The organism is Methylocystis sp. JR02 (genome assembly GCF_030063565.1).
Taxonomy (GTDB): Bacteria; Pseudomonadota; Alphaproteobacteria; order Rhizobiales; family Beijerinckiaceae; genus Methylocystis; species Methylocystis iwaonis.
Window position 1 is genome coordinate 3,654,540 of record NZ_JASIRC010000001.1, and the last position, 23,651, is coordinate 3,678,190.

General features: G+C 64.4%; 21 protein-coding genes, 1 tRNA gene and 2 pseudogenes. 13 read left to right on the forward strand and 11 right to left on the reverse strand.

The window, feature by feature from the left end; genetic code table 11:
- Nucleotide 1 precedes the first annotated feature (1 nt).
- Nucleotides 2-433 (forward strand): TonB system transport protein ExbD, encoded by a 432-nt coding sequence (gene exbD / locus QNA11_RS17330; protein WP_283483969.1) that lies wholly within the window; start codon nt 2-4, stop codon nt 431-433.
- On the forward strand, nt 430-1,221 hold the full coding sequence (locus QNA11_RS17335) for an energy transducer TonB (RefSeq protein ID WP_283483970.1): 792 nt from the start codon (nt 430-432) through the stop codon (nt 1,219-1,221). The genes exbD and QNA11_RS17335 overlap by 4 nt, the downstream gene beginning before the upstream one ends.
- A 35-nt stretch (nt 1,222-1,256) precedes the next feature.
- Here QNA11_RS17335 and QNA11_RS17340 read toward each other — a convergent pair whose 3' ends face one another.
- Complete coding sequence (locus tag QNA11_RS17340) at nt 1,257-2,780, reverse strand: helicase HerA domain-containing protein (RefSeq protein ID WP_283483971.1); 1,524 nt, start codon at nt 2,778-2,780, stop codon at nt 1,257-1,259.
- Between the two features lie 346 nt (nt 2,781-3,126).
- Between QNA11_RS17340 and QNA11_RS17345 the strand changes: the two genes are divergently transcribed.
- From QNA11_RS17345 to QNA11_RS17375, 8 genes and pseudogenes are all read left to right on the forward strand, one after another.
- A complete protein-coding gene (locus tag QNA11_RS17345; protein WP_283483972.1) occupies nt 3,127-4,293 on the forward strand; it encodes a site-specific integrase in 1,167 nt (388 codons plus the stop codon).
- A gap of 695 nt (nt 4,294-4,988) precedes the next feature.
- A pseudogene (locus QNA11_RS17350) lies at nt 4,989-5,383 on the forward strand (transposase); the annotation flags it as partial.
- 456 nt (nt 5,384-5,839) lie between these two features.
- Entirely contained in the window at nt 5,840-5,926 is an 87-nt protein-coding gene (kdpF, locus tag QNA11_RS20780) for a K(+)-transporting ATPase subunit F (protein ID WP_202072455.1), read from the forward strand.
- Nucleotides 5,927-5,959: 33 nt separating this feature from the next.
- On the forward strand, nt 5,960-7,669 hold the full coding sequence (kdpA, locus tag QNA11_RS17355) for a potassium-transporting ATPase subunit KdpA (RefSeq protein ID WP_283483973.1): 1,710 nt from the start codon (nt 5,960-5,962) through the stop codon (nt 7,667-7,669).
- 13 nt (nt 7,670-7,682) lie between these two features.
- Nucleotides 7,683-9,791 (forward strand): potassium-transporting ATPase subunit KdpB, encoded by a 2,109-nt coding sequence (kdpB, locus tag QNA11_RS17360; RefSeq protein ID WP_283483974.1) that lies wholly within the window; start codon nt 7,683-7,685, stop codon nt 9,789-9,791.
- A gap of 10 nt (nt 9,792-9,801) precedes the next feature.
- On the forward strand, nt 9,802-10,401 hold the full coding sequence (gene kdpC / locus QNA11_RS17365; RefSeq protein WP_283483975.1) for a potassium-transporting ATPase subunit KdpC: 600 nt from the start codon (nt 9,802-9,804) through the stop codon (nt 10,399-10,401).
- A 27-nt stretch (nt 10,402-10,428) separates the two neighbouring features.
- The gene (locus QNA11_RS17370; RefSeq protein ID WP_283483976.1) at nt 10,429-13,128 is read left to right on the forward strand and encodes a DUF4118 domain-containing protein; all 2,700 of its coding nucleotides are present in this window, start codon (nt 10,429-10,431) and stop codon (nt 13,126-13,128) included.
- Nucleotides 13,125-13,814, forward strand: coding sequence for a response regulator (locus QNA11_RS17375; RefSeq protein ID WP_283483977.1), 690 nt, complete (start codon nt 13,125-13,127; stop codon nt 13,812-13,814). Before QNA11_RS17370 ends, QNA11_RS17375 begins: the two co-directional genes overlap by 4 nt.
- Before the next feature lie 644 nt (nt 13,815-14,458).
- On the opposite strand, the gene QNA11_RS20630 is transcribed toward QNA11_RS17375, so the two are convergent.
- The 9 genes and pseudogenes from QNA11_RS20630 to QNA11_RS17415 all read right to left on the reverse strand — a co-directional run bounded on the left by QNA11_RS20630 (nt 14,459) and on the right by QNA11_RS17415 (nt 19,436).
- A complete protein-coding gene (locus QNA11_RS20630; RefSeq protein WP_349362227.1) occupies nt 14,459-15,310 on the reverse strand; it encodes a lytic transglycosylase domain-containing protein in 852 nt (283 codons plus the stop codon).
- 11 nt (nt 15,311-15,321) lie between these two features.
- Nucleotides 15,322-15,540 carry a S26 family signal peptidase gene (locus QNA11_RS20635; RefSeq protein WP_349362210.1) on the reverse strand — a complete coding sequence of 73 codons (219 nt, stop codon included), beginning with the start codon at nt 15,538-15,540 and terminating at the stop codon, nt 15,322-15,324.
- Nucleotides 15,541-15,571: 31 nt separating this feature from the next.
- Complete coding sequence (locus tag QNA11_RS20640) at nt 15,572-15,802, reverse strand: hypothetical protein (RefSeq protein ID WP_349362211.1); 231 nt, start codon at nt 15,800-15,802, stop codon at nt 15,572-15,574.
- Between the two features lie 62 nt (nt 15,803-15,864).
- Complete coding sequence (locus QNA11_RS17390) at nt 15,865-16,071, reverse strand: DUF2840 domain-containing protein (protein WP_283483978.1); 207 nt, start codon at nt 16,069-16,071, stop codon at nt 15,865-15,867.
- A 363-nt stretch (nt 16,072-16,434) separates the two neighbouring features.
- A pseudogene (locus tag QNA11_RS17395) lies at nt 16,435-17,027 on the reverse strand (replication initiator protein A); the annotation flags it as partial.
- Nucleotides 17,028-17,174: 147 nt separating this feature from the next.
- A tRNA-Lys gene (locus QNA11_RS17400) sits at nt 17,175-17,250 on the reverse strand.
- Nucleotides 17,251-17,407: 157 nt separating this feature from the next.
- Nucleotides 17,408-17,647 carry a DUF1467 family protein gene (locus QNA11_RS17405; protein ID WP_202072088.1) on the reverse strand — a complete coding sequence of 80 codons (240 nt, stop codon included), beginning with the start codon at nt 17,645-17,647 and terminating at the stop codon, nt 17,408-17,410.
- Nucleotides 17,648-17,650: 3 nt separating this feature from the next.
- Nucleotides 17,651-18,055: a methylmalonyl-CoA epimerase gene (mce, locus tag QNA11_RS17410; RefSeq protein WP_283483979.1), complete on the reverse strand. Its 405-nt coding sequence runs from the start codon at nt 18,053-18,055 to the stop codon at nt 17,651-17,653.
- 73 nt (nt 18,056-18,128) lie between these two features.
- On the reverse strand, nt 18,129-19,436 hold the full coding sequence (locus tag QNA11_RS17415) for a winged helix-turn-helix domain-containing protein (protein WP_283483980.1): 1,308 nt from the start codon (nt 19,434-19,436) through the stop codon (nt 18,129-18,131).
- A gap of 313 nt (nt 19,437-19,749) precedes the next feature.
- On the opposite strand from QNA11_RS17415, the gene QNA11_RS17420 reads away from it, so the two are divergent.
- Nucleotides 19,750-20,082 carry a hypothetical protein gene (locus QNA11_RS17420; RefSeq protein ID WP_283483981.1) on the forward strand — a complete coding sequence of 111 codons (333 nt, stop codon included), beginning with the start codon at nt 19,750-19,752 and terminating at the stop codon, nt 20,080-20,082.
- Between the two features lie 42 nt (nt 20,083-20,124).
- Nucleotides 20,125-20,697 (forward strand): NnrU family protein, encoded by a 573-nt coding sequence (locus QNA11_RS17425; protein WP_283483982.1) that lies wholly within the window; start codon nt 20,125-20,127, stop codon nt 20,695-20,697.
- 185 nt (nt 20,698-20,882) lie between these two features.
- Here the strand turns inward: QNA11_RS17425 and gltX are convergent, their stop codons facing one another.
- A complete protein-coding gene (gene gltX, locus QNA11_RS17430) occupies nt 20,883-22,226 on the reverse strand; it encodes a glutamate--tRNA ligase (protein ID WP_283483983.1) in 1,344 nt (447 codons plus the stop codon).
- A gap of 209 nt (nt 22,227-22,435) precedes the next feature.
- On the opposite strand from gltX, the gene QNA11_RS17435 reads away from it, so the two are divergent.
- On the forward strand, nt 22,436-23,578 hold the full coding sequence (locus tag QNA11_RS17435) for a ceramide glucosyltransferase (RefSeq protein ID WP_283483984.1): 1,143 nt from the start codon (nt 22,436-22,438) through the stop codon (nt 23,576-23,578).
- Nucleotides 23,579-23,651 lie beyond the last annotated feature (73 nt).

The following is a 23,651-nucleotide window of genomic DNA, read 5'->3' on the forward strand; positions in this document are numbered from 1 at the left end:
CATGGCCGCGCATCTCGGCAAGGGCGACCTTCAGGAAACGCATGAGATCAACGTCACGCCTTTCATCGACGTGATGCTCGTTTTGCTGATCATCTTCATGGTCGCGGCGCCGCTCGCGACCGTCGATCTTCCCGTCGATCTTCCTGCCTCCAACGCCGCGCCGCACGAGAAACCGGACAAGCCCGTCTATGTGACGATCCAATCCGATCTTGCGCTCGCGATCGGCGACACGCCGGTCAAGCGCAACGATCTTGTCACGACGCTGGAACGTCAGCTCGGAGACAAGAACAAACGCATCTATTTGCGCGCCGACAGCGCGGTGCCATATGGAGAGATGATGGCGGTGCTGGAGCGGTTGCGCGCCGGCGGCTTTCTGAAGGTTGCGCTTGTCGCGCTCGATGCGGGCGGCAAAGACGCGAGCGCCGTGAAATGAGCGGCGCGACGGCTCTGAGAAACGAAGCGCCCAACAACAGGCTCTGGAGCCTCGCGGCGCTTTGCGCGATGCTCCTGCATGTCGGCGGCGCGGCTACGGCGCTCCTCACCCTGCGCGGCGACATCGAAGACGACGCCAGCGGCGCGCCCGCAATCGAGCTTTCACTCGAACCCGTCGCGGCGCGTGAGACTGAGCCGACCGATCTGCCGCCTGGCCCCGTCACCGACGAATCCGCCGCCGCGGCGCCCTCCGTCTCCTCCGCCGAAACGAAGGAAAGCACCGAAGAGCAAATTGCGCGCGCCGAGGCGGAGGACGCAGAATTGTCGCGCGACGCCAAACCGGAACGGCCGGTCGAAAACCAAAAGTCGCAGCAGGCCCAGCAGGTCGTTTCGAGCGAGTCCGCTGCGTCCGAAGCGACCGCGCCGCCGAAATCGGAAGCTGCGAAAGTCGCAGATCGCCCCGCCGCGCCGGTGCAAGGCGCGGATGCGGCGGTGAACGCCGTCAAGCTGACGTGGCAAAAGGCGCTCATGGCGCATCTTAACCGCGCGAAACGCTATCCGGCGGGCGGGGGCAGGCGTGCGGCGGAAGCGAGCGTCCATTTCACGCTCGATCGGCTCGGTCACGTGCTGGCCTATAGCGTCAATCGCTCTTCCGGCCTGCCGCTCTTCGACGAGGCCGCGCTCGCCATGATGAAGCGCGCCGACCCCGTGCCGCCGCCCCCCGCGGTAATCGCCGACCAAGGATTGTCTTTCGACGTGCCGGTGCAGTTCCGAGCGGACCGGCGATAAGCCGGGCCGCGTCGCCTGCGGAGCATGCCCTCGGCTCAGTCTGCGGGCGCCGCCTCGGCGCTCTCCGCGGCGTTGGGATCGCCTGGATCGGTTTCCCACGCGACGCCGGGAATAGCCACGATGCGCCTGCCCAGGCCGTCGAGGCGGCAGACGATCGCCTCACGCTCTTCCATATAAGCCAAAAGGCGGCGCGCCCGCCGGGGGGAGTTGGTGCCATAGGCGCGGGCGACCTCTGCGTCGGAGGGGCAGGGGCGGCGGTCGAACGCCGCCCGCGCAAGGGAGAGGAACACGCCCTGCGAGTCTTCCGGCAGCGCGTCCGCCATGGCCAGCACTTCGGCCCAAGGAGAGCCCTCCGCTTCCGCCTCGGCGAGGTCGACGCCCGCATGGGCCGCCGCGAGTCGCCGGCGGAACGACGCCAGGCTGAGCGGCTCGCCGCCGATCCGGCGAATCCGGCAGCGCGCCAAAAAGTCCTGGTATAGCGCCGCGGCGGCGCGGAACTCGCCGGCGCCCTCGCTCACGATATCGCAGACCGCCGCGTCGATCGCCGCTTGGCGCTCCTCAGGCGACAGGCCGGGCGGCGGCTCGGCGACAGGCGGCGGCGACGGCGGCGCGCTGCGGGCGAGCTGGGCCAGCACGTCCACTGTTGGCGTCACCATCGCAGGCCGGCGCGGAACCGAGAGGCGGGCCTCGTCGGCGCCGGGGGTGAACAGCAGATCATGGGCGTCCTCTGCCGCCAGAGGCTCCGGCAGCGGCGCCAGCTTGGGATTCGTCGAGCGCGCCGAGGTCTCCACCGGGCCAATCCGCACGGGGAGCGGGCGGCGCGCGAGGGCCGGGCCGAGGGCGACGAAATTGCCGCTCTCCAGGTCGCGGAACATCTCGGCCTGACGGCGCTCCATGCCGAGGAGATCGGCGGCGCGGGCCATGTCGATGTCGAGGAAGGTGCGGCCCATGAGGAAATTGGAAGCCTCCGCCGCGACGTTCTTCGCGAGCTTGGCGAGGCGCTGGGTCGCGATGACCCCCGCGAGGCCGCGCTTGCGTCCGCGGCACATGAGATTGGTCATGGCGGCGAGCGACGCCTTGCGGGCCTCGTCGGACACCTCGCCCGCGGCGGTGGGGGCGAACAATTGCGCCTCGTCCACAACCACCAGAACGGGATGCCACATCTCGCGTTCGGCCTCGAACAGGCCGCCGAGGAATGCGGCGGCGGCGCGCATCTGCTGCTCGGTCTCGAGCCCTTCGAGATTGAGCACCACCGAGACCCGGTGCTTACGCACACGCGCCGCGATGCGCTGGAGGTCCGCTTCGCTGCGCTGGGCGTCGACCACCACATGGCCATAGCGGTCGGCCAGGGTGACGAAATCGCCTTCGGGGTCGATGACCGCCTGCTGCACCCATGGCGCGCTCTGCTCCAGCAGACGGCGCAGCAGATGCGACTTGCCGGAGCCGGAATTGCCTTGCACCAGCAGGCGGGTGGTCAGCAGCTCCTCGAGATCCAGCAGGGCCGTCGCCCCGCCAGCACGGGCGCCGAGGTCGATGGAAATCCTGGGGGACGGCGTCATCGCAGCGCCCGCCCGGCAGTGAGGGAACCAAAAATCATTGCGCGACTCATATCGATTCGCGCGGCGCGTTCAATGGAGGAATAAATTGCGAGCGCCCGCCATACTGCGCGCAGCGTGGAAATCTCGTCCTAAGCTTAGGTTGCTGAGCCTGTGGTGAGCGCGCCGGGGCTCGAACCCGGGACCCCCTGATTAAAAGTCTCATTTTCCGCCTATCCGGCACTATCCGATTCCCCGCCACAGTGCGATATCATATTGACTTATATTGACATTATCTTCGACATTGTTTCCGATTGCCGCCAGCGACTTTCTTGCATGTGGTCACCATTTGGTCACCGAAGGAGGCGAGATGAGCAAGCGAATCGCGAAGCTGACGAAGCGCGTCGTCGACGCGGCGGCGCCAAACGCCGAGCGCTATGTCATCTGGGATAGCGCCCTCAAAGGGTTCGGCCTGAGGGTCGAGCCCTCGGGCACGAAGACATTTCTGGTCCGATATCGGGCTGCCGGGCGAAAGCGATTTGTGGCGGTCGGCCGGTTTGGCCCCTTGACCCCGGAACAAGCGCGGGGGCTGGCGCAGGCGACGCTCTCGGAGGTGCATATGGGGCACGATCCGGCGGAAGAGCGACGCCGGGAGCGCGCGGCGATAACAGTCGCGGAGCTGGCGCGTCGATTTCTGGCGGAGCATGTCGGGCCGAAACGGAAGGGAACGACGGCCATTCACTACCGAAGCCTAATCGAGCGTTATCTCGTTCCAAAGCATGGGGTCCGCAAAGTGCATGATTTGTCACGGCCCGATCTCGCGCGCCTCCATCTGTCCATGCGGGAGCAGCCCTATCAGGCCAACCGGCTGCTGGCGGTGGTCGCCAGTATGTATTCGTTTGGAGAGCGGATGGGACTGACGCCCGAAGCGTATAATCCGGCGAGCCGTATCGAGCGATTTCCGGAAAGCCGACGTGAACGGTTCTTGAGTAAGGAGGAGCTGGGGCGGCTCGGGGAAGCATTCCGACGCTTCGAAGGCGACGGGCGGTTCCGAGAAGGGGTCGCCGCGTTGAGACTGCTGCTCTTCACCGGGGCGCGCCTGCGAGAAATCCTCCACCTGCGCTGGGAGCATGTCGACCTCGACCGCGGGCTTTTGTTCTTGCCCGACTCGAAGACCGGCAAGAAGACAATCACGCTCAATGCGCCGGCGATGATGGTGCTAAGCTCGCTAGAACGCGTTGGCGACTGCGTCATTCCCGGCGCCAATCCCAATGTCCCGCGAGCCGACCTCAAGAAGCCCTGGCTTGCCGTTACAGAGGCCGCCGGCCTTGAGGGACTACGCATTCACGATCTACGCCACTCCTTTGCCAGCGTCGGAGCCGGGGCGGGGCTTGGGCTCCCGATTGTCGGCAAGCTTCTAGGCCATATGCAAACTGCGACAACGCAGCGCTACGCGCATCTCGACGCCGACCCAGTCCGTCTCGCTGCAGATAAGATTGGCGCGAGCCTCGCCGCCGCGCTTGACGGCAGTGCATGAGAACGGCGAGGGGATGGTCAATCATGCGACCCGGGCCTGCCTGCAAACGCGATAACTTCCTCCGCGTTATCCAACAGTGCGATCATTTTGGCGACGACGCGCCGGGCGTTTAGCGCCGCCTGACGGGCGCGCTTGAACTCGTCGAGGAGATCGGCGATGGTGGGCGGGAAACGGTCCTTACCCCAGATGCGAACAATGGCGGCGGCGAGGATTTGGGCCGAGAGAACAATCTCGCCGAGCGCCAGGAGAGCCGCGTCGGCATAAGTCTGGACGTTCGGGGATCATCCCGCGCGGGAAGCCGTCCAGCATGATCGACAGCAGCACGGAGACCATCTTCTCGTCGGCCTTGGCGTCGAGCACATGGCACAATTCGTCGTCCCGTCGGTGCAGCGCCTCGCGGGCCGGCAATTGCTCCCGGCGGATGAGAGCGCGTTAACGGACGGCGTCTGGGGTTCGCAAGTCCAGCAATCTGAGCCGATCCACTCGCCGAGCCCGGCGTCGATGATCCGGCGCAGGATTTGTTGATGTTCGAGAAGCGGCTCGAACAGCGCGCGGGTTCGTCGGGTGCGGCGGCCGTAGCCCCGAATAACGGCGCCTGGATCGGCGCTACCAAGGAGCGTCAGTTCGTCCATGATCAATCTCTCTTGGCTCTGGGAGCCTCGGTTTCGCGACTGGACATTTGGATCGCTTTAGACTTGCTCGGCGAGGAGCGCCGCAAGACCGGTTGGATGCTCGCCGAGGCGGCCGGCGATTCGGGGCCGTGGCGACAACAAGTGATCCTTGGCCGTGCACGCTGGGACGCGGATGCGTTGGGCGGCATCGTGCGCGATGACGCGCCCGAAATCCCTGGCCGATGACGACACGGTTCTCATCGACGAGACAGGGTTCCTGAGGCTGGGCAAAGCCCCCCTGCGGCTCGTGCGGCAATACACGGGCTCGGCGGGCAAGATCATGAACCGCCAGATTGCGTCGTCGCCTGCTTTATCGCGCCGCGCCGCCAAGCTTCATTGACCACGAATTGCATGTACCCAAGAGCTGGATGGACAATCCGGAGCGTATGGCAAAGGCGCATGTTCCAAATGGGTTCGCTGCCGAGCAACTCAACGCACCGTGTCTGAAGCACGTCAAGAGCGACCGCCATCTGGAAAGGAACACGCCGCGGATTCCCTGATCTCTGGCGGAGCGCCTTGCTTCTCTCCCGTTCCGGACAGCCATCCGAAAATCTTAATGGCTTCCTTATGTCTTTTGCGGCCATCCTCCATCGTGTCTGATCGATCCCCTCGGCACAAGCTCGAACGGACCGACGACGCAGGCCATGGAGTTCTGTCATGCCAGAGCCAATCTTCGCGTTAGGCCTCTTCGCCTTTGTCCTCACCGTCGGAAACAATCTCCTCCACGAGATCAAATCGCGACGGAATAGAAACACTCCGCGCAGTTGAGGAGGCGGCGAATGCTCGACTTTGTCTACGTCGCCTTGGAGGTCGTTCTTATTGTCGCCGCCGCCGCCTATGCGCGCGCGTGCGGTCGTCTTTGAAGGAGCGGCGGCATGTCGGAACCAGCCATCGGCCTGATCGTGGCCGTTCTTCTCGGCGTTTATCTCGCCTACACGCTTCTGCGCCCCGAAAAGTTTTGATGAGGGAGGCCCGGCTCTGTCCGGGTGTTCGCCATGACCGCAATTGGACTGGCGCAGATCGCCGTCGTCCTCGTCGCCGTGATTGCTGCAGCCCTGCCGCTCGGCGCCTACATAGCCCGCGTTATGGGCGGAGAGCGCACGGCGCTCACGCCCGCGCTCGCGCCTATCGAGCGCGGCTTTTACAAATTGTCGGGCGTTGATCCTGCCCGCGAGCAAAATTGGCTCGCTTATGCGATGGCAATGCTTGCCTTTAGTGTCGTCGGCTTGCTCTCGCTCTATGCGTTGCAGCGGCTGCAAGGCGTTTTGCCCTTCAATCCGCAAGGCTTCGCCGGCGTGCCCGCCGACCTTGCCTTCAATACCTCGGTCAGCTTCGTCACCAATACGAACTGGCAGAATTACGCCGGCGAGACGACCATGAGTCATCTGACTCAGATGCTCGGCCTCACCGTGCATAATTTCGTCTCCGCCGCAACAGGTCTTGCGATGGCCTTTGCGCTGGTTCGCGGCTTCGCGCGCAGCGATTCTTCGACAATCGGCAATTTCTGGGTCGATTTGACGCGTGCGACGCTTTACGTGCTGCTGCCCATGTCGATAGTCCTGGCGCTCGCCCTTGTCGCGCTCGGCGTTCCACAGACGCTCGCGGCCTCCGCCCAAGCGACGACGCTCGAAGGCATTGATCAGGTGATCGCGCTCGGACCTGTCGCCAGCCAAGAGGCAATCAAGGAACTAGGCACGAATGGCGGCGGCTTCTTCAACGCCAATTCCGCGCATCCCTTCGAAAACCCCAACGCGCTTTCCAATATGCTGGAGATATGGGCGCTTCTCGTCGTTCCTTTCGCCTCGGTCTTTGCCTTTGGGCGCGCGGTTCTCGATGCGCGACAAGGGCGCGCGGTCGCGACGGCGATGGGGATCGTGCTGCTCTTTGGCGCGCTTTTCGTGTATTGGGCGGAAGCGGCGGGCAATCCGCTTCTGACGGACATCGGCGTCGATCCTTCGCCCGGCAATATGGAAGGCAAGGAAGTCCGCCACGGCGTCGCCACCAGCGCCCTTTTTGCTGCCGCGACGACTGGGACAAGCTGCGGCGCGGTCAACGCCATGCACGACTCTTTCACCGCGCTTGGCGGCCTGCTGCCCATGTTCAACATGCTGATGGGCAGCATCGCGCCGGGCGGAGTCGGGGCGGGGCTTTACGGTTTCCTCGTGCTGGCGGTCATCGCTGTCTTCGTGGCGGGTCTGATGGTCGGGCGCACGCCGGAATATCTTGGCAAGAAGATTGAAACGCGCGAAATGAAGCTCGCCATGCTGGCGGTGCTGATTTACCCGCTGACTGTTCTGGGCTTCACGGCTGCGTCCGTCATGTTGCAGACGGGCCTCGCCAGCATGAACAATGCCGGGCCGCACGGATTGTCCGAGGTTCTGTACGCCTTCGCCTCGGCGAACGACAACAATGGCTCCGCCTTCGCGGGTCTCTCGGGCAACACGCTTTGGTATAACACCACGCTCGGCGTGGCGATGTTCGTCGGCCGCTTCTTCTTCGTCATTCCGCTGCTCGCGATGGCAGGCTCCTTCGCGGCGAAGAAGAAGGCTGCGGCCTCTGTCGGCACGTTTCCGACGCACGGCCCGCTGTTCATCGGCCTGCTGCTCGGCGTGATCGTCATCCTCTACCTGCTGCAATATTTCCCGGCGCTGGCGCTCGGCCCGATCGTCGAGCACTTGCTCATGACCGCCGGCAAAACCTTCTGATCGGAGCACGCTCATGTCCTCAAAAGTCGCCGCTCCCGGCTTGTTCGACGCCGCGATCATCAAACGCGCCAGCATCGACGCCTTCAAGAAGCTCGATCCGCGCCGGCTGGCGCGCAATCCGGTGATCTTCGTCACCGAAATGGTTTCCGCGCTGGTCACGGCCTTTTTTGTGCGAGACCTCATCGCCCAAAATGGCCAGGCCTTCTTCTCGGGCCAGATCGCAGCCTGGCTTTGGTTTACCGTGCTGTTCGCCAATTTCGCCGAGGCGGTGGCGGAAGGGCGCGGCAAGGCGCAGGCCGACGCGCTGCGCAAGACCCGTAGCGACACGCACGCCAAGCGACTCATAGACCCCAATGGCGAAGCCGGCATGAAGGAGGTCTATCAGGGCGTCTCGGCGCTCGAGCTGCGCGTCGGCGACGTCGTGCTCGTCGAGCCTGGCGATCTCATTCCCGGCGATGGAGAGGTGATCGAAGGCGTCGCCTCTGTCAACGAGTCAGCGATCACCGGCGAGTCTGCTCCTGTCATCCGCGAGGCGGGCGGCGACCGTTCCGCCGTCACGGGCGGCACGACGGTCTTGTCCGACTGGATCAAGGTAAAGATCACCGCCGCGCCCGGTTCTACTTTCATCGATCGCATGATCGCGCTCGTCGAGGGCGCGCAGCGACAGAAGACGCCGAATGAGCTGGCCCTCTCCATTCTGCTCTCTGGCCTGACGATCGTCTTTCTCATCGTCTGCGTGACGCTGTGGCCGCTTGCGGTCTATTCGGGCGCCTATCTCTCCATCACCGTGCTCATTGCGCTGCTCGTCTGCCTGATTCCGACAACGATCGGCGGGCTGCTCTCGGCGATCGGCATCGCGGGCATGGACCGGCTCATCCGCTTCAACGTCGTCGCCACCTCGGGACGCGCGGTGGAAGCGGCGGGCGATGTCGACACGCTGTTGCTCGACAAAACTGGGACGATCACTTTCGGCAACCGCATGGCGGATGAATTCGTGCCTGTCGGCGGCGTCTCGGAGCATAGGCTTGCCGAAGCGGTGCTGCTGGCGTCTCTCGCCGACGAGACGCCTGAGGGCCGTTCGATCGTCGCACTGGCGACGAGCCGTTACGGTCTCGAGGCCCCGGTGCTCGGCGCGGAAGCGATGATCGTTCCCTTCTCGGCGCATACGCGCATTTCCGGCGTCGATCTTCCCGGCCGCTCGCTGCGCAAGGGCGCCGTCGACGCGGTGCTCGCCCAGGCGACGCCTGCGGTCTCTGAGTGGATCGGTGGCGGTACGACGACGCTCTCCCCCAGCGCGGTCGATCGCGCGCGTGTCGAATTCGATCAGGCGGTCGAGCGCATTTCGCGCGCTGGCGGAACGCCGCTGGCGGTGTCGGAGAACGGCCGGCTGCTCGGCGTCGTGCATCTGAAGGACATCATCAAGCCCGATATAAAAGCGCGCTTTGCGGCTCTGCGCGCCATGGGGATCAAGACGGTCATGGTGACCGGCGACAATCCCATCACCGCCGCGGCGATCGCTGGCGAGGCGGGCGTGGACGACTTCATCGCCCAGGCGAAACCCGAGGACAAGCTCGCCTATATCCGAAGGGAGCAGCAGGGCGGGCGCCTCATCGCCATGTGCGGCGACGGCACGAATGACGCGCCGGCGTTGGCGCAGGCGGATGTCGGCGTCGCCATGCAAACCGGCACGCAGGCGGCGCGCGAGGCCGGCAATATGGTGGACCTCGACAGCGATCCGACGAAGCTTATCGAGATCGTGCAGATCGGCAAGCAGCTTCTGATGACGCGGGGCTCGCTGACGACCTTCTCCATCGCCAATGACGTCGCGAAATACTTCGCGATCATCCCCGCGCTTTTCGTCGCCGCCTATCCCCAGCTCGAGACGCTCAATGTCATGAAGCTGGCGTCGCCCCAATCCGCGATCCTTTCGGCGGTCATCTTCAACGCGCTCATCATCATTGCGCTCATCCCGCTCGCCTTGAAGGGCGTCGAATATCGTCCCGTGGGCGCCGCCGCGCTGCTGCGTCGCAATCTGCTGATTTACGGACTCGGCGGCATCGTCGTCCCCTTCGTGGGGATCAAGGCGATCGACCTCGTCGTCTCTCTTCTTCATCTCGCTTGAGGAGGCAAGAATGCTTTCCCAACTTCGCCCCGCGATCGTCATGATGACGCTGTTTACCGCCCTCACAGGCGTCCTTTATCCGCTCGCTATTACTGGCATCTCTCAGCTCGTCCTCGCGGAGCGGGCCAATGGCAGCATGGTCGAGCGCAACGGCGTGATCGTGGGATCGTCGCTCATCGGCCAGAACTTCACGTCCGAGCGCTATTTCCACGGGCGCCCCTCGGCGACCGTCGGCTATGACCCTTCCGACGCCAGCAAGACCGTGGACGCCCCCTACAATGCCGCAAACTCCGCCGGCTCCAATCTCGGGCCGACCTCGAAGAAGCTCGTCGACCGCGTCAATGCGGCGATCGAGGCCGAATTCGGGGCGGGACGCATCGATGTCGTCGCAGCCGACACCGTGACGACCTCGGGGTCGGGCCTCGATCCCCATATCTCGCCGCAATTCGCGCGGGCTCAGATACCCGCCCTCGCCAAGGCGCGCGGGCTCGGCGAAGATCGGTTGCGCCTCCTCGTGGAGGAGCATACGGAAGGGCGGGCCATGGGCGTGATCGGCGAACCGCGCGTTAATGTCCTCCTGCTCAACATTGCCCTCGACGCGCTAAAATAAACGGAGATCAGGCGGAGCTAAGAAGCCTTGTCGCGAGACGAGTTCGATCGCCGCCCTGACCCCGACGCTCTCCTCGCCTTGAGCGAGAAGGAGGGGCAGGGCAAGCTGCGCGTCTTCCTGGGCGCGGCGCCGGGCGTTGGCAAAACCTACGCCATGCTCTTGCGCGCCCGCGCGGCAAAGGCCGACGGTCTGGATATTGTGGTCGGCCTTGTAGAAACGCATGGCCGCGCCGAGACGCAAGCGCTGCTGGAGGGGCTCGATGTCCTGCCGCGCCGGCGCAGCGAATATAAAGGGCGCGCGATCGATGAATTCGATATCGACGCCGCGCTCGCGCGCAAGCCCCAGCTCATCGTTGTCGACGAGCTCGCCCATACCAACGCCCCCAACAGTCGGCATCCGAAGAGATGGCAGGACGTCGAGGAGTTGCTTCAGGCGGGAATCGACGTCTGGACAGCGATGAATGTCCAGCACCTCGAGAGTCTCGCCGACGTCGTCACGCGCATTACCGGCGTCGCCGTCCGCGAGACGGTGCCCGACCGTCTGTTGCAGGACGCCAATGACGTCATCCTGGTCGACATCACGCCGGACGAGCTTCTCCAACGCCTGAAAGAGGGGAAGGTCTATGTTCCCGAGACGGCCAGGCGGGCGACGCAAAACTTCTTCACGCCGCGCAATCTGACGGCGCTGCGCGAGCTGGCCCTCAGGCGTACGGCCGAGCGCGTAGACGATCAGATGGTCGATTTTCTTCGTCAGGGCGCGATCGAAGGGCCCTGGGCGACCTCGGAGCGCCTTCTGGTTTGTGTCGGACATGACAGGACGTCGCTCGCCGTCGTGCGCGCCGGCGCGCGCCTCGCCACTGGCCTCAACGCCCCGTGGATCGCGCTTTATGTCCAGCTTGCGGGCCAGGAGGAGCGGTCTGCGGAGACCGTGCGGAATATCGACGCCGCTCTACGGTTGGCCGAGCGGCTCGGAGCGCAGGTCGAACGCCTGTCTGGCGACGACCTCGCGGCGGAAGTTCTCAAATACGCGCGCCGCGAGAACATCACCCAGATTGTTCTCGGCCGCTCGCGCGCCGGCCGCCTGGCGCGACTCCTGGGACGATCTTTCACCGACGAAATTGTTCGGCGATCGAAGGAGATCGCTGTCCATGTCGTCGTGGACGATATGGGGACGACCGAGCCTCGGCCCCGTCGATGGCGGTTGCCCTCGCTTCCAGAGACAGGGATTTCGGTTCTGGGGGCTATCGGCGCGGTCTCACTCACCGTCGCTTTTGGTTATTTGCTCGATTACTGGCTGCATCCACCCAATCTGTCCGTCGTTTTCCTTCTGCCTGTCGTCCTGTGCGCCGCCCAATTCGGGCTGGTTTCAGCGATTGCGGCCGCCATCCTGTCCTTTCTCGCCTGCGACTTCTTTTTCATCGAACCGCGATATGTGTTCACCATTTCCGAGCCTCAGGAATTTTTGGCTTTGGTCGTCTCCCTAGTCGTCGCGGTGATCACCGGCACTCTGGCGAGCAAGATGCGCGACCAAGCCCAGAAGATGAGGCGACGGGCTCAGGGGGCGCAGGCGCTCTTCGAATATTCCCGCAAACTCTCCGCCGCCAAGGACCTCGACGAAGTCCTGTGGGCCGCCACGATGCAAATCCAGAAGGCCCTGAACGCGCCATGCGTCGTCATGATGATGCCCAACGACGGCGCGCTGCGGCTCGGCGCCGCCTGGCCGCCTCTGGACCAGCTCGACGCTGGCGAAGCCGCCGCGGCGCGCTGGGCGCTCGAAAAGGGAGAAGCCGCCGGCTGGCGGACAGGAACGCTCCCAAGCGTCCGGTTCCAGTTTCGCCCGCTTGCGACGGCGCGCGGCGTCCTGGCCGTTTGCGGCGTCGAGCCGCGACATCCGAGCGAACCCTTCTCCGCCGAGGAGGAAAGCGCCCTGACCTCGTTGATCGAGCAATCCTGCGTCGCGATCGACCGATCGATGCTCGTCGGCGAGTCGATCCGGGCGGCGGCTCTGGAGGAGAACGAAAAGCTGCGCACGACGCTACTCGCCTCTCTCTCACACGACCTGCGCACGCCTCTCACCTCCATCACCGGGGCGGTGACCAGCCTGCGGCAGCTGGGTGAACAACTGCCGAAGGCCGATCGTGACGATCTCTTGTTGTCGATCGAAGAAGAAGCAGGGCGTCTCAACCGCTTCATCGCCAATCTGCTGGATATGTCCCGCATCGAATCGGGCGCGCTCTCGCCGCGTCGCGATCTCGTCGATGTCGCAGAGGTCATTCGGCGGGTAGTCGAAAGATGCAAAAAAGCGTTTCCTGGTCAGAAAATCGGGGTCAGCGTTTCCCCCGATCTCCCGCAGATCCGCGGCGACGCCAATCTGCTCGAACAAGTTCTGTTCAACCTTGTCGACAACGCGCATAAATATGGCGGAGAGACCGGCGCGATTATTCATGCGCGGCGGGAAAATGAAGACGTCGTCGTTACGGTGACGGACGAGGGGCCTGGCGTAAAGCCCGCCGATTTGGAGCGTATTTTCGAGAAATTCTATCGAAGCGGCCGCGTCGACGGGCGCAAAGCGGGCACGGGTCTGGGCCTGTCGATCTGTCGCGGTTTGGTGAGCGCAATGGGAGGGACCATCGTCGCTCAGAGCCCCGCTATCCGACGAAAGGGAACGAGGATTGTTATGCGACTCCCGGCAATGTCCCAGCCCGAGCGGCAGGAAATCGTCGCATGAACAAGCTGCGGGTCCTCATTGTAGATGACGAGCCGCAGATCAGGCGCGTCTTGAGACCGTCCCTGATCGCGAGCGGCTACGAGGTGCGGGAAGCCGCAAGCGGCGATGAAGCGCTAGCGCGGGTTTCCGAGAGCATGCCGGACCTTGTGATCCTCGATCTCGGCCTCCCGGACATGGAGGGCAAGGAGACGCTCCGCAAGCTGCGACTCATGACAACGAAAACGCCTGTCATCATTCTTTCGGCCCGTGAGCGGGAATCCGAAAAGATTGCAGCGCTCGATCTCGGCGCGAATGACTATGTCGAAAAGCCCTTCGCCATGGGCGAACTCCTGGCGCGCATACGCGCGGCGCTCCGACTTGCGCGTGGCGCGGGCGCGGAACCGGCGATCGTCACGGCTGGCGCCTTATGCGTGGATATTCCCAAGCGGCTCGTGACGAAAAATGGGCAAACCCTGCACCTGACGCCGAGGGAGTTCGACCTTTTAACGATTCTCGCGCGCAACGCCGGGCGGCCCCTGACGCATCGGGAAATCCTTCGCACTGTGTGGGGGGCTTCGCATCAGGACGATGTGCAATATCTCCGCGTCTTCATCGGCCAGTTAAGGGCCAAAATAGAGGACGATCCCGCGACGCCCCGGATTGTTCTTACCGAGACGGGGATAGGCTATCGCTTCATTGCTGATTAGATGGCGGAACGGCCGCAGCGACTCGGAGGCTTCGCTGTGAGGTGGTCTGGTCATCCTCCAGAATGGTGTGAAATGGAGTCCGACTTTCTTCGGCTCCAAGCATCATCGGAGGATGACCGGGGACCAAGGCTGATGTAGAGCAGCGTCGACTTCGGACCATGTCGCACGACGTGCGCCTTGATCACGACGTCGCGCGAAGAGGAAGTGAGGCCGCGCAGCGCGGAGACGCTCGCCGCCCGGCCTCGACCGAAGGCGCCGCGCTCCCTTCTGCGGGCGCCCGAACAATGAGGCCGCCCGCCCTGTGTCGCGGCCAGCACGCACGACACGAAGCTCCTCGCTCTTCCCGGCTTCGTCGAGCGGATGCGCTCGGGCCGGATGCGAATGTCGTCGTTACGCGACATGACAATGCGCAGGCGAGGTGGAAATTGACGCGTTATTACAGAGGCTTGCTGCGAACCAAAGACTGCGCGTTGAAATCGCAGCCTGTGTGAATGCATTGAAGCGCAACGACAAAGCGACCGCCGGACAAAGCCGAAGGCTGTCCCTTTTATCCTGCAATAAGCCGGTCGCTGGCGCTCCCTCGGCGGCACTCGCGCTCAAAGGCGCGAGGACATGCGCTATTCTGCGAAAATGGGGGAGCGGCGTCATTGGGACGCTCCAGACGACCAGCGAATAGCGAAAAGGTCGGAGGCGCGCTGAAGAACAGCAGGCGACGAAGCGTTGGAGTCGCTCGCTGCGTGCAAAACTGGCAAATCATCTGACGTCTCGCTGCGCCGGAATGAGAGAGTGCGTCCCGTCGATTCTTCGGCTCTGAGAGCAGTGTCGACGTTGTGTTTCGGCCATTTATATTCCCGCTCGTCCGACTTGGTGATCGCGACAAAGATTGAAGAGGAACCGTTGCCAGAGGAGGCCGAAAAAGGCTCCGTGGAGCGTCCGCCGAGTGAAACCGTGGACGCAATTCTTTCGACATAATGCGTCGTTTCTGCCGGCAACAAACGAGCGCGAAGAAGCTCCTCGTAGCGGCCGGGACCGGCGTTATAGGCCGCCAGAAAGCCGCGCTCGCCATATTGATCGAGCAACTCGCGAAGGTAGGCGGCTCCAGCCGGAATATCGTCGTGAGAATCGAATGGGTCGGCACCAAGGTCGTAGCGGGTCCGTAACTCGGTGTAGGTCGCCAGCATGAGTTGCATGAGGCCGATCGCGCCTTTGCTGGAGACGGATTTGGCGTCACCGCCGCTCTCGGCGCTCATGACGGCGCGCAGCCAATGGACCGGGAGACGGAAGCGATTGGAGGCCTCCCCGAGCGCGCGCGAGGTGGCGAGATCGCGGGATGTTTCATTTACCATTGGCTCGCTGTGAGCGGGCGCGGCATATTCAGGAAGCGCGCACAACGCGCAGAGCAAGACCACCCCGTTTGTTCGAAGCCTTGCCGAACGCCGACCAATTGAAGCGCCGTTGCGATTTTTATCCCAGCAGAGCGATGCGTCGATCATCATTCCTCCTGCGTCTAGTTTGGCTGCGCGCGGCCGACAATGGAGTCGACGGGAAGCGCACCGAAATACCGCCCGTCGAGCGAGGCCGGATGGTCCCAATTGAGCAGCAGGACTTCGCCGGGCCTGAGCGTGAAACATCCACTCCAGCGCGGCAGGTCGCGGCCCGCGTGATCGCGCGCATTCGCCTCGGCGACGACGCTGCCGTCGACAGAGATGTGAGGTTGGCTCGGCACACCTTCTGTCCGGGGGGCGCCGCCACTCGCTTCATGAGCAGCGCGCCTTTGGGCAGATATCCGCGCGCGGCGAGCCACTGGCGAGGGGTTTGGGCGGCCGCGCGCCGATGAGATCAGTGATGGCGAGCGCGCCGAGTGGACGGACAGCATAGAGTCCGATGGGAGCACTGGCGGAGGCGTTCCAGACGAGAAGCGGCTCACGGCCGCTGGCGAAGATCGACGCGATTACGTAGACGACGAAAGCGAGAGCGAGCGTCCTCATGGGCGTCGCTCCAAGGCGCCGGGCTTTACGCCCGGAACGGTGGGGCAGGGCTCGCCGTCGTCTCAGGCGCGCAGGATGTCGACCCGCGAGACGAGCGTTCCATGTGCATTCGACGCACAGCGGATGAAGGCGAAGATGGCACCCGGCGTGAATGTCGCGACGCGTCGGCGGCGATCGAGCGTTTGCTCGCTGATCGGCTTGCCAAAGCGCAGCCAGCGTTCAATCTTGCCTCTGACGAAATAGAGTTCGACTTCGGTCGACGCGCTCATGACCGGCCTCCGTTCGAGTCATGGTCGAAGGGAGACGCGGGCCGAATTCTGTCTGCGAGGGTCGTTGTCTCGAAGGGATGACGGCGTCGCCGTCGGCCGGATGGTCGGCTCTGCGCGCGCGGCGCGGGCGCCGAGCTGCGGGCGCGCCTTCTTCTCTTACCGGCTGGCCTTTTGCTCGTGGGGCGGCAGCCGAGCGGGAGGTGCCCGCCGTTAGTAGGAATCCGAAGGATTCCGAAGTTAGAAAGTTACGAGCGCCGTGAATGACACAGTGACAATGGCTTGGGCCCCATTTTGGTCCCCGATAGCACGAGGATTCGGTCCCCGATAGCACGATAGTCGCGGTCCCCGATAGCACGAGCCAGTTCACAGCTTTTCCCCAGCGGCGAGAGGACGATCGAGGCGCTGGACGGCGCTCTCGAGCGGATCGGTGGTGAGCGGCGTGAAGACGAGAAGTTCGCGGTCGAAGGGGCTCGACGAATGTCGAGCCGGTAATTGGGAATGGGCTGGCGCCGAACCGAGTCGCGCAGATCGAAGGCAAAATGCTTGAGCGGCGAGAGCGCGCCGGACTTGGCGTGGAGATGTGCGAAATGGAAGCTCCAGCCGCCATGCTGATTACCGGAGTGCTTGCGAACGAGGCGATAAAGTCAGCGCTCCAAACCTCCCGTCAGCCCGAAATAGGCCAGGTCGATTGTGAGCACCAAGGCTTCGTTGAGGACGCCCTCGTAGAACCAGTCGAGGATAATCAGTTCGACGCCGAGCGGCCGTCCGCTTGGATCGGCGGTCTCCTTCCATTCGTTGATCCAGGAGAAGCGCCGCCGGCGCCTTTCGGTCCTCTAACGGATCAACGTGACGACGCTCGTCGACTGCAGCCGGTCGAAGGCGGCGCGCAGCCGCTGATAGTCGCGCGCGCCCGTGGCGCGGCCGGTGAAGACGAGGATTTCTAACACGCTCATGGCGAAGCTAAAGACGCAGTTGTCCGGGCCCTGACTTATCGGGCTTGCCCGCGGCGTCCTATAAATTTTCAGTGAGGCGCGAGTGGTCACCATGTGGTCACCAGCCTATAGCGCGCAGATACTACGCGACGCTTATCTCACTAATTTTGTTGGTGAGCGCGCCGGGGCTCGAACCCGGGACCCCCTGATTAAAAGTCAGATGCTCTACCGACTGAGCTACGCGCTCTAACCGTTTTGCCCCGTCACCTCTGGCGGCGGGGCTATAGGCAGGCGGGTCGGTCCGCTTACCTGCCGCTGCTGGCGCGGCTAGCGTTCAACTACCCGCCGCCGCGGGGCGGGTCAACCCCGGTTCGGCCCCTTCGGCCTTCAATCGCCCCAAAAAGCTAACCGGCGATGAAATTCGCGGCAATCACGACCAAGCCGAAGATCAGGGCCGCAACCACGGTGGTGATCGCGGCTTTCCTGGCGAGCTGGGGCGCGACGGGCGAGCCCGGATCGGCGCCTTCCGGCAGCTCCTCGCCCGCTTCCTCGGATGAGCGAACGCCGAGCGGCAGGACGGCAAGCAGGGTGATCCACCAGATGGTGACGTAGATCGCCAGAGCGAGGGGAAGCGGGAAGGGCATGGGTCAGGCCTGCTCGAGTTCGATCAGCGTGCCGCAGAAGTCTTTCGGGTGTAGGAAGAGCACCGGCTTGCCATGCGCGCCGATCTTCGGCTCGCCGTCGCCCAGAACCCTGGCGCCCGCGCCCTTCAGTTGGTCGCGCGCCGCGAGGATGTCGTCTACCTCATAGCACACGTGATGGACGCCGCCGGACGGGGATTTGGCGACGAAGCCGGCGATGGGCGAATTCTCGCCATAGGGCTCGAGCAGCTCGATCTTGGTGTTCGGCAGTTCGACGAAAACGACGGTAACGCCGTGTTCGGCAAGCGTCTCGGGCTCCGTTACCTTTGCGCCCAGCGCGTCGCGATAGACCGCCGACGCTTTTTCCACGCTTTCGACGGCGATAGCGACGTGATTGAGACGACCGATCATTCTTTAATTTCCCCAAGCCGAGCGGCGACGCCGCGATGTTGCTCGCGGCATTAAGGCCACGGCGGGACAAATTTCAACCGTCCTCGACGATCTGGATCGGGCTGCCGCGCAAGCTGCTTATTTCGCTACGCAGAGGCGTGAGGCGCGGTTCATGCGGCGCGAAGACGAACCAGGGGCAGCCCTCGTCGCGCGCCCGACGGAGCGACTCTCTCGCTTCGGCGTCTCGGCCGAGCGCCAGTTTCGCGGCCGTTTCGAACAGACGGGGCGGCGCGGCGCCGTCATTCGACGAACAGGCGGCAAAGGCCGTTTCTGCCTCTTGGAGCCGTCCCGCTCTCGCGAGCACATAGGAAAAGGCGGCGAGAAGCAGCGGGTCGTTGGGCGTCGCCTGCAATCCGTGTCGCGCCGCTTCGTGAGCGTCGTCATGCTTTCCGCACAGGCTGCACGCCGTGGCGGCGACAACGCGCAGGCTGGCGGCGTCGGGCCGCAGATGCAGTCCCCGGCGGGCCAGCGCGTCGGTCGCTTCGGGATCGCCGGCGCAGAGCTCCAGCCAGGCGCGCAAGCTCAGAAGCGTTTCATCGTAAGGGCAAACCCGCAGCCCGGCTTCGACGTCCCGGATCGCCTCGGCCAGCCGATCGCCGCCCGCGAGCGCCCAGCCGCGGTAAGCCCGCGCCCTGCCGTAATCAGGGTCTTGCGCCAGCGCTCTGTCGAGCATCTCCAGCCCCTCGTCGAGCCGCGCCGAGAGCGTGGCGCGCGCCCAGCCCAGCGCGGCCAAAGCGGGAGGAAAATCAGGGGAAAGCGCGAGCGCGCGGCCGGCGTTGGCCTCGATCATCGCCGCCGCTTGCGCGGGGCGCAGATGCCCGCGAACGACGCGGCCCGCCGCGATATCGGCGGAAAGCGACCAGATCGCCGGCGATTCGCCCCCGTTCTCGACCGCGGCCGCGATCGCCGCTTGCGCCCGGGCGTAGCCGTCGCGGGAATGCGTTCCAGCGAGCTCACAGGCCGTCCGCCAAAGATCGAGAATGCGTCCCTCGATGGCCTCAGGCGGCGCGCGCATAGGCTCGTTCTCAGGGTCGGCCGGCTGCACCTTCGCGCGCAGGGAGAGACCCCGGCCATAGGCGGTCGCGATCAGATCGCCGGAGCCGGCTTCTCGCAGCGGCTTGCGCAAGAGATAGGCGCAGCGGTCGATCGAATCGTCCGACGGCGGGCGATCCGGCCATAGCCGGGAAGCGATCTCCGCCTTCGAGACGACTCCCCCATTCGACTCGAGAAGAAGTTCAAGCAGTTGTCGGGCCTGGGGCCCGAGGTGAATCGGGACGCCATCCCGTTGTAAGCCGGTCTGAGCGCTGTAAAAAAATCCTGCGAACCTGACAGAACCGACCATCGTCCCCTCCCGGGTTACAATGTCCGATTTCCGCTGTCTGGCGCAAGACCTTAAAATAACAAATCTTTTTGCCTCTGGCGTTGCGAGAATCTCGCAAATGCCGGGCATAAAAAAACGCCGGGCGTACCTCCGGCCCGGCGTTTTTAGAACTTCCGAGCTGTCGCCCAGCGGTTCTAAGGCCGGTTTAGAGGGGCAGGGTGACGGGCGAATGACATTGCGCCGACGTTGCGTCACCTTGACCGGCGACCGCTGGTTGTCGCGCGGGCGAAGCGATAGACTGCAAAACAGACTTCTTTGAGGATAGGAAAGCGCGATGCGTCTTGTGCTCGCTATGCTCTTGCTCGCGGCCGCCCCTGCGGCGGCGGCCGACATAAACGACTACCCCACCTCGGCGCGCGCCGATTATGTGTTCGCCTGCATGAAAGCAAACGGCGATTCGCGGCTGTCGCTCGAGCAATGCTCCTGCTCCATCGACGTGATCGCGAGCATTCTGCCTTATGACAGCTATGTCGCCGCCGAGACGGTCGCGAGCGTCAATCAGCAGCCGGGACAGATCGGCATGATGATGCGCAACACGGGCGCCGCGCGCGATACGCTGGAAACGCTGCGTCGCGCGCAGGCCGAAGCGCAAGTGCGCTGTTTTTGAGGCGTATAACTCTTTTTGCCAACGGCGAGGAGCCAACCCAACATGCTCGTTCTCATTCTCGGCATAGCGCTTTTCATTGGCGTCCATGTCTTTTCCACCCTGCGCGGCGCGCGCGGCCAGCTCGTCGCGCAATATGGCCTGCAGGCCTATAAGGGCGCTTATTCGGCTGTCGCGCTTCTCGGTCTTGTGCTGACCGTCTGGGGCTTCTCGCGCTATCGCGCCGAAGGAATGGTCCAGATCTGGGACCCGCCGTCCTGGACGCGCCATATCGCCATGCCGCTGGTGTGGATCGCCTTCGTGGCGCTCGCCAGCCGCCGCGCGCCGCCCTCGCGCATCAGGGGCTGGCTGCGTCATCCGACGCTCGTCGCGCTGAAGAGCTGGGCGACGGCGCATCTTCTCGTCAACGGCGATCTCGGCGGCATGCTGCTCTTCGGCTCTTTCCTGGGCTTCGGCGTCTATGACCGCATCGCCGTCAAGCGGCGCGGCGACCTCGGCGCGCCGCGTCTCGACGCCTTCACCAAGGGCGACGCCATCGCGCTCGGCGCCGGCACGGCGCTTTATGTGCTGCTCCTGCTGCTGCATCCCTATCTCTTCGGCGTCTCCGTTCTGCGCTGAGCGACATAACCGCTTGGATAGCTCTCAATGGCATCTGTCATTCCCGGCGGGCTGAAAGCCCGACCGGGAATCCAGAGCCAGAGTAGCTGGTCTTGCTCTGGATTCCCGATCGCTCGCTGCGCGAGCGTCGGGAATGACAGCGCACCAGTCGACCAAAATTCATATGACTTCGGAAGAGGGCCCTCTCAGCCCGCAAGGCGCGCGATTGCGGTCATGCGCCCGATCAGCGGCAGGAGCGCCGCGAGCTCGGGACCGCTTTCTTCCCCCGTAAGCGCGAGGCGCAGCGGGTGGAACAGCGCCTTTCCCTTGCGGCCCGTCGCCGTCTTCACGTCGCCGACCCAGGCGGACCAGGTCGTCTCGTCCCAAGGCTCCTGCGGCAGAAGCGCGGCGGCCTGCGCGAGGAAGTCCGCGTCCTCGCGGACCGGCGCGATCTCGCCCTCGACCACGCGCCACCATTTGAGAATATCGTCGAAGGTCGAGAGATTGCCGCGCGCCGCGCGCCACAGCGGCTCCGCCTTGTGGCCGACGACGTCGAGCGCGGCGAGACGGTCGCGCACATCCTCGAATTCGAAGAGCGCCAGCGTGCGATGCGTCAGCGTCGCGAGATCGCCGGGATCGAAGCGCGCCGGATTGCGCGAGACATGGGCGAGATCGAAATGCCGCCCCAGCTCGGCGAGCGTGCGCACGGCCTGCACATTGTCGGAGGAGCCGGTCAGCGTCGCGAGCGCCGCGACGGCCAGCGCCTCATAGCCTTCCTCGCGCAGCGAGGCGATGGAGAGCGAGCCTGTGCGCTTGGAAAGCCCTTCGCCGCTCGCGCCGATCAGCAGATTGTGATGGGCGAAAGCGGGCGGCGGCGCCTGCGGGGCGAGCGCCGCGAAGAGCTGGAGCTGCACGGCCGTGTTGGTCACATGGTCCTCGCCGCGAATGACATGGGTGATCTTCATGTCGATGTCGTCGGCGACGGAGGGCAGGGTGTAGAGGAAGCTCCCATCCTCGCGGATCAGCACCGGATCGGAGAGCGCCGCGCAATCGATATGCACAGGCCCGCGAATGAGGTCGTTCCATTCCACGACGCCCGGCGCGAGCTTGAAGCGCCAATGCGGCCGGCGGCCCTCGGCCTCGAGCTTGGCGCGCTCGGCGTCGGAAAGGCGCAGCGCGGCGCGGTCATAGACTGGCGGCAAGCCGCGCGCCTGCTGCATTTTGCGGCGCTTTTCCAGCTCGTCCTGCGTCTCGTAGCAGGGGTAGAGGCGACCCTCTTCGCGCAATTTTGCGGCCGCGGCCTCATAGAGCGCGATGCGCTCTGACTGCCTGAAAATCGCGTCCGGAACGACGCCGAGCCAGGCGAGATCGATTTCGATCGAGCCTGCAAATTCCTCGGTAGATCGGGCGAAATCAGTGTCATCGAACCGCAGTATGAATCGTCCATGGTGCATTGTGACGAACAAATAATTGAACAACGCGACCCGCGCATTGCCGATATGGATGCGGCCTGTCGGGGACGGCGCGAAACGAACGATCGGAGAGGTCATGAGGAAGCTTCGTCAGGAGTTTTCGCAAAGCGAGGGCAGGGAAAAGAATCCCGCGCCGCAACCCTTTTGCCAAGAGCCGACGTTTTTGTCAGTCGGAATATTGAGCTGGCCGCGTCCGGGCCTGGCGCGCCGCGCCAACCGTCAGACCGAAGCCAGCCTTCGCCTGCGCCGCCAATCCGCCCAAGTCGACGCGTGAGCCGAAAAACTCGATGATCCTCGCCTATATCTGCGCCGGATGGTGCGCCTTCATCCTCGTCCTCAACTTCGCCAGCATGTGGCTCATGGGCCGCAAATGCCGCGCCCGCGAGCGGAACATGCCGGCTCCGGCCGATGCGCCCTGGGTCAGCATCGTGCGCCCGGTGCGCGGCCTCGAGGCTTTTTCGGAGGAGACGCTCGGCGCGACCTTCGAGCTCGACTATCCCCATTATGAAATCGTCTTCTGCGTGCAGTCGCCGAGCGACCCGATCATTCCGCTCGTCGAGCGGCTGATCAAGGCGCATCCCGAGCGCGAGGCGAAGCTGCTGATCGGCGACGATTACGTCAGCGCCAATCCCAAGCTCAATAATTGCGTCAAGGGCTGGGAGGCGGCGCGCTACGACTATGTTATCCTCGCCGATTCCAACGCTTTGCCGCCGCGCGATTATGTGCAGACCATGCTCGCGGCTTTCCGGCCGGACACGGCGATGACTGTCTCCATGCCGATCGGCTCGCGCCCGGTCGGCTTCTGGGGCGCGGTCGAATGCGCGATCCTCAACACCTTCCAGGCGCGCTGGCAATATGGCGCCGAGGCGATCGGCGCCGGCTTCGCCCAGGGCAAGAATATGATGTGGCGGCGCGAGGTCCTCGACCGCGCCGGCGGCATTCGCGCGCTCGGCGCCGAGATCGCCGAGGACGCCGCCTCGACCAAGGTCATCCGCGCGCAGAACATGCGGGTGCGGCTCGTCGACATGCCGTTCGAGCAGCCGCTCGGCCAGCGCACAGCGCATGAGGTTTATTCCCGCCATGTCCGCTGGGCGCGCCTGCGCCGCGTGACGTTCCCCGCCCATTACGCGCCGGAGTTCATGAACGGCAGCTTCGTGGCCGTGGTGCTCGGCGCCTATGCGGCGCTGGAGTTCGGCGGCGACGCGGCCTCCGCTGCTTTGACCGCCGCCGCGATCGTCGGCGCGCTGCATGGCGGCGAATTGTGGCTGGCGCGCGTTTGCCGCTTCCCGCTCGACTGGCGCACGCCCTTCGCGCTGGCGATGCGCGATCTGCTCCTGCCGGTGATGTTCGTCGACGCGCTGCTCTTCGACGATTTCGTCTGGCATGGCAACGCCATGACCGTGCGCGAGGTCGAGGATACGGTGGGCTGACGCTGCTGTCGCAGATAGGATCGCCGACAAAGTGGCATTGACGCCCCTCGTGCTTCGAGACGGCTGCTGCGCA

Coding starts and splice junctions, on each gene's coding strand:
- exbD (WP_283483969.1), top strand. CDS start 2: ATGGCCGCGCATCTCGGCAAGGGCGACCTTCAGGAAACGCATGAGATC.
- QNA11_RS17335 (WP_283483970.1), top strand. CDS start 430: ATGAGCGGCGCGACGGCTCTGAGAAACGAAGCGCCCAACAACAGGCTC.
- QNA11_RS17340 (WP_283483971.1), bottom strand. CDS start 2,780: ATGACGCCGTCCCCCAGGATTTCCATCGACCTCGGCGCCCGTGCTGGC.
- QNA11_RS17345 (WP_283483972.1), top strand. CDS start 3,127: ATGAGCAAGCGAATCGCGAAGCTGACGAAGCGCGTCGTCGACGCGGCG.
- kdpF (WP_202072455.1), top strand. CDS start 5,840: ATGTCGGAACCAGCCATCGGCCTGATCGTGGCCGTTCTTCTCGGCGTT.
- kdpA (WP_283483973.1), top strand. CDS start 5,960: ATGACCGCAATTGGACTGGCGCAGATCGCCGTCGTCCTCGTCGCCGTG.
- kdpB (WP_283483974.1), top strand. CDS start 7,683: ATGTCCTCAAAAGTCGCCGCTCCCGGCTTGTTCGACGCCGCGATCATC.
- kdpC (WP_283483975.1), top strand. CDS start 9,802: ATGCTTTCCCAACTTCGCCCCGCGATCGTCATGATGACGCTGTTTACC.
- QNA11_RS17375 (WP_283483977.1), top strand. CDS start 13,125: ATGAACAAGCTGCGGGTCCTCATTGTAGATGACGAGCCGCAGATCAGG.
- QNA11_RS20630 (WP_349362227.1), bottom strand. CDS start 15,310: ATGATGATCGACGCATCGCTCTGCTGGGATAAAAATCGCAACGGCGCT.
- QNA11_RS20640 (WP_349362211.1), bottom strand. CDS start 15,802: ATGAGGACGCTCGCTCTCGCTTTCGTCGTCTACGTAATCGCGTCGATC.
- QNA11_RS17390 (WP_283483978.1), bottom strand. CDS start 16,071: ATGAGCGCGTCGACCGAAGTCGAACTCTATTTCGTCAGAGGCAAGATT.
- QNA11_RS17405 (WP_202072088.1), bottom strand. CDS start 17,647: ATGCCCTTCCCGCTTCCCCTCGCTCTGGCGATCTACGTCACCATCTGG.
- mce (WP_283483979.1), bottom strand. CDS start 18,055: ATGATCGGTCGTCTCAATCACGTCGCTATCGCCGTCGAAAGCGTGGAA.
- QNA11_RS17415 (WP_283483980.1), bottom strand. CDS start 19,436: ATGGTCGGTTCTGTCAGGTTCGCAGGATTTTTTTACAGCGCTCAGACC.
- QNA11_RS17420 (WP_283483981.1), top strand. CDS start 19,750: ATGCGTCTTGTGCTCGCTATGCTCTTGCTCGCGGCCGCCCCTGCGGCG.
- QNA11_RS17425 (WP_283483982.1), top strand. CDS start 20,125: ATGCTCGTTCTCATTCTCGGCATAGCGCTTTTCATTGGCGTCCATGTC.
- gltX (WP_283483983.1), bottom strand. CDS start 22,226: ATGACCTCTCCGATCGTTCGTTTCGCGCCGTCCCCGACAGGCCGCATC.
- QNA11_RS17435 (WP_283483984.1), top strand. CDS start 22,436: ATGATCCTCGCCTATATCTGCGCCGGATGGTGCGCCTTCATCCTCGTC.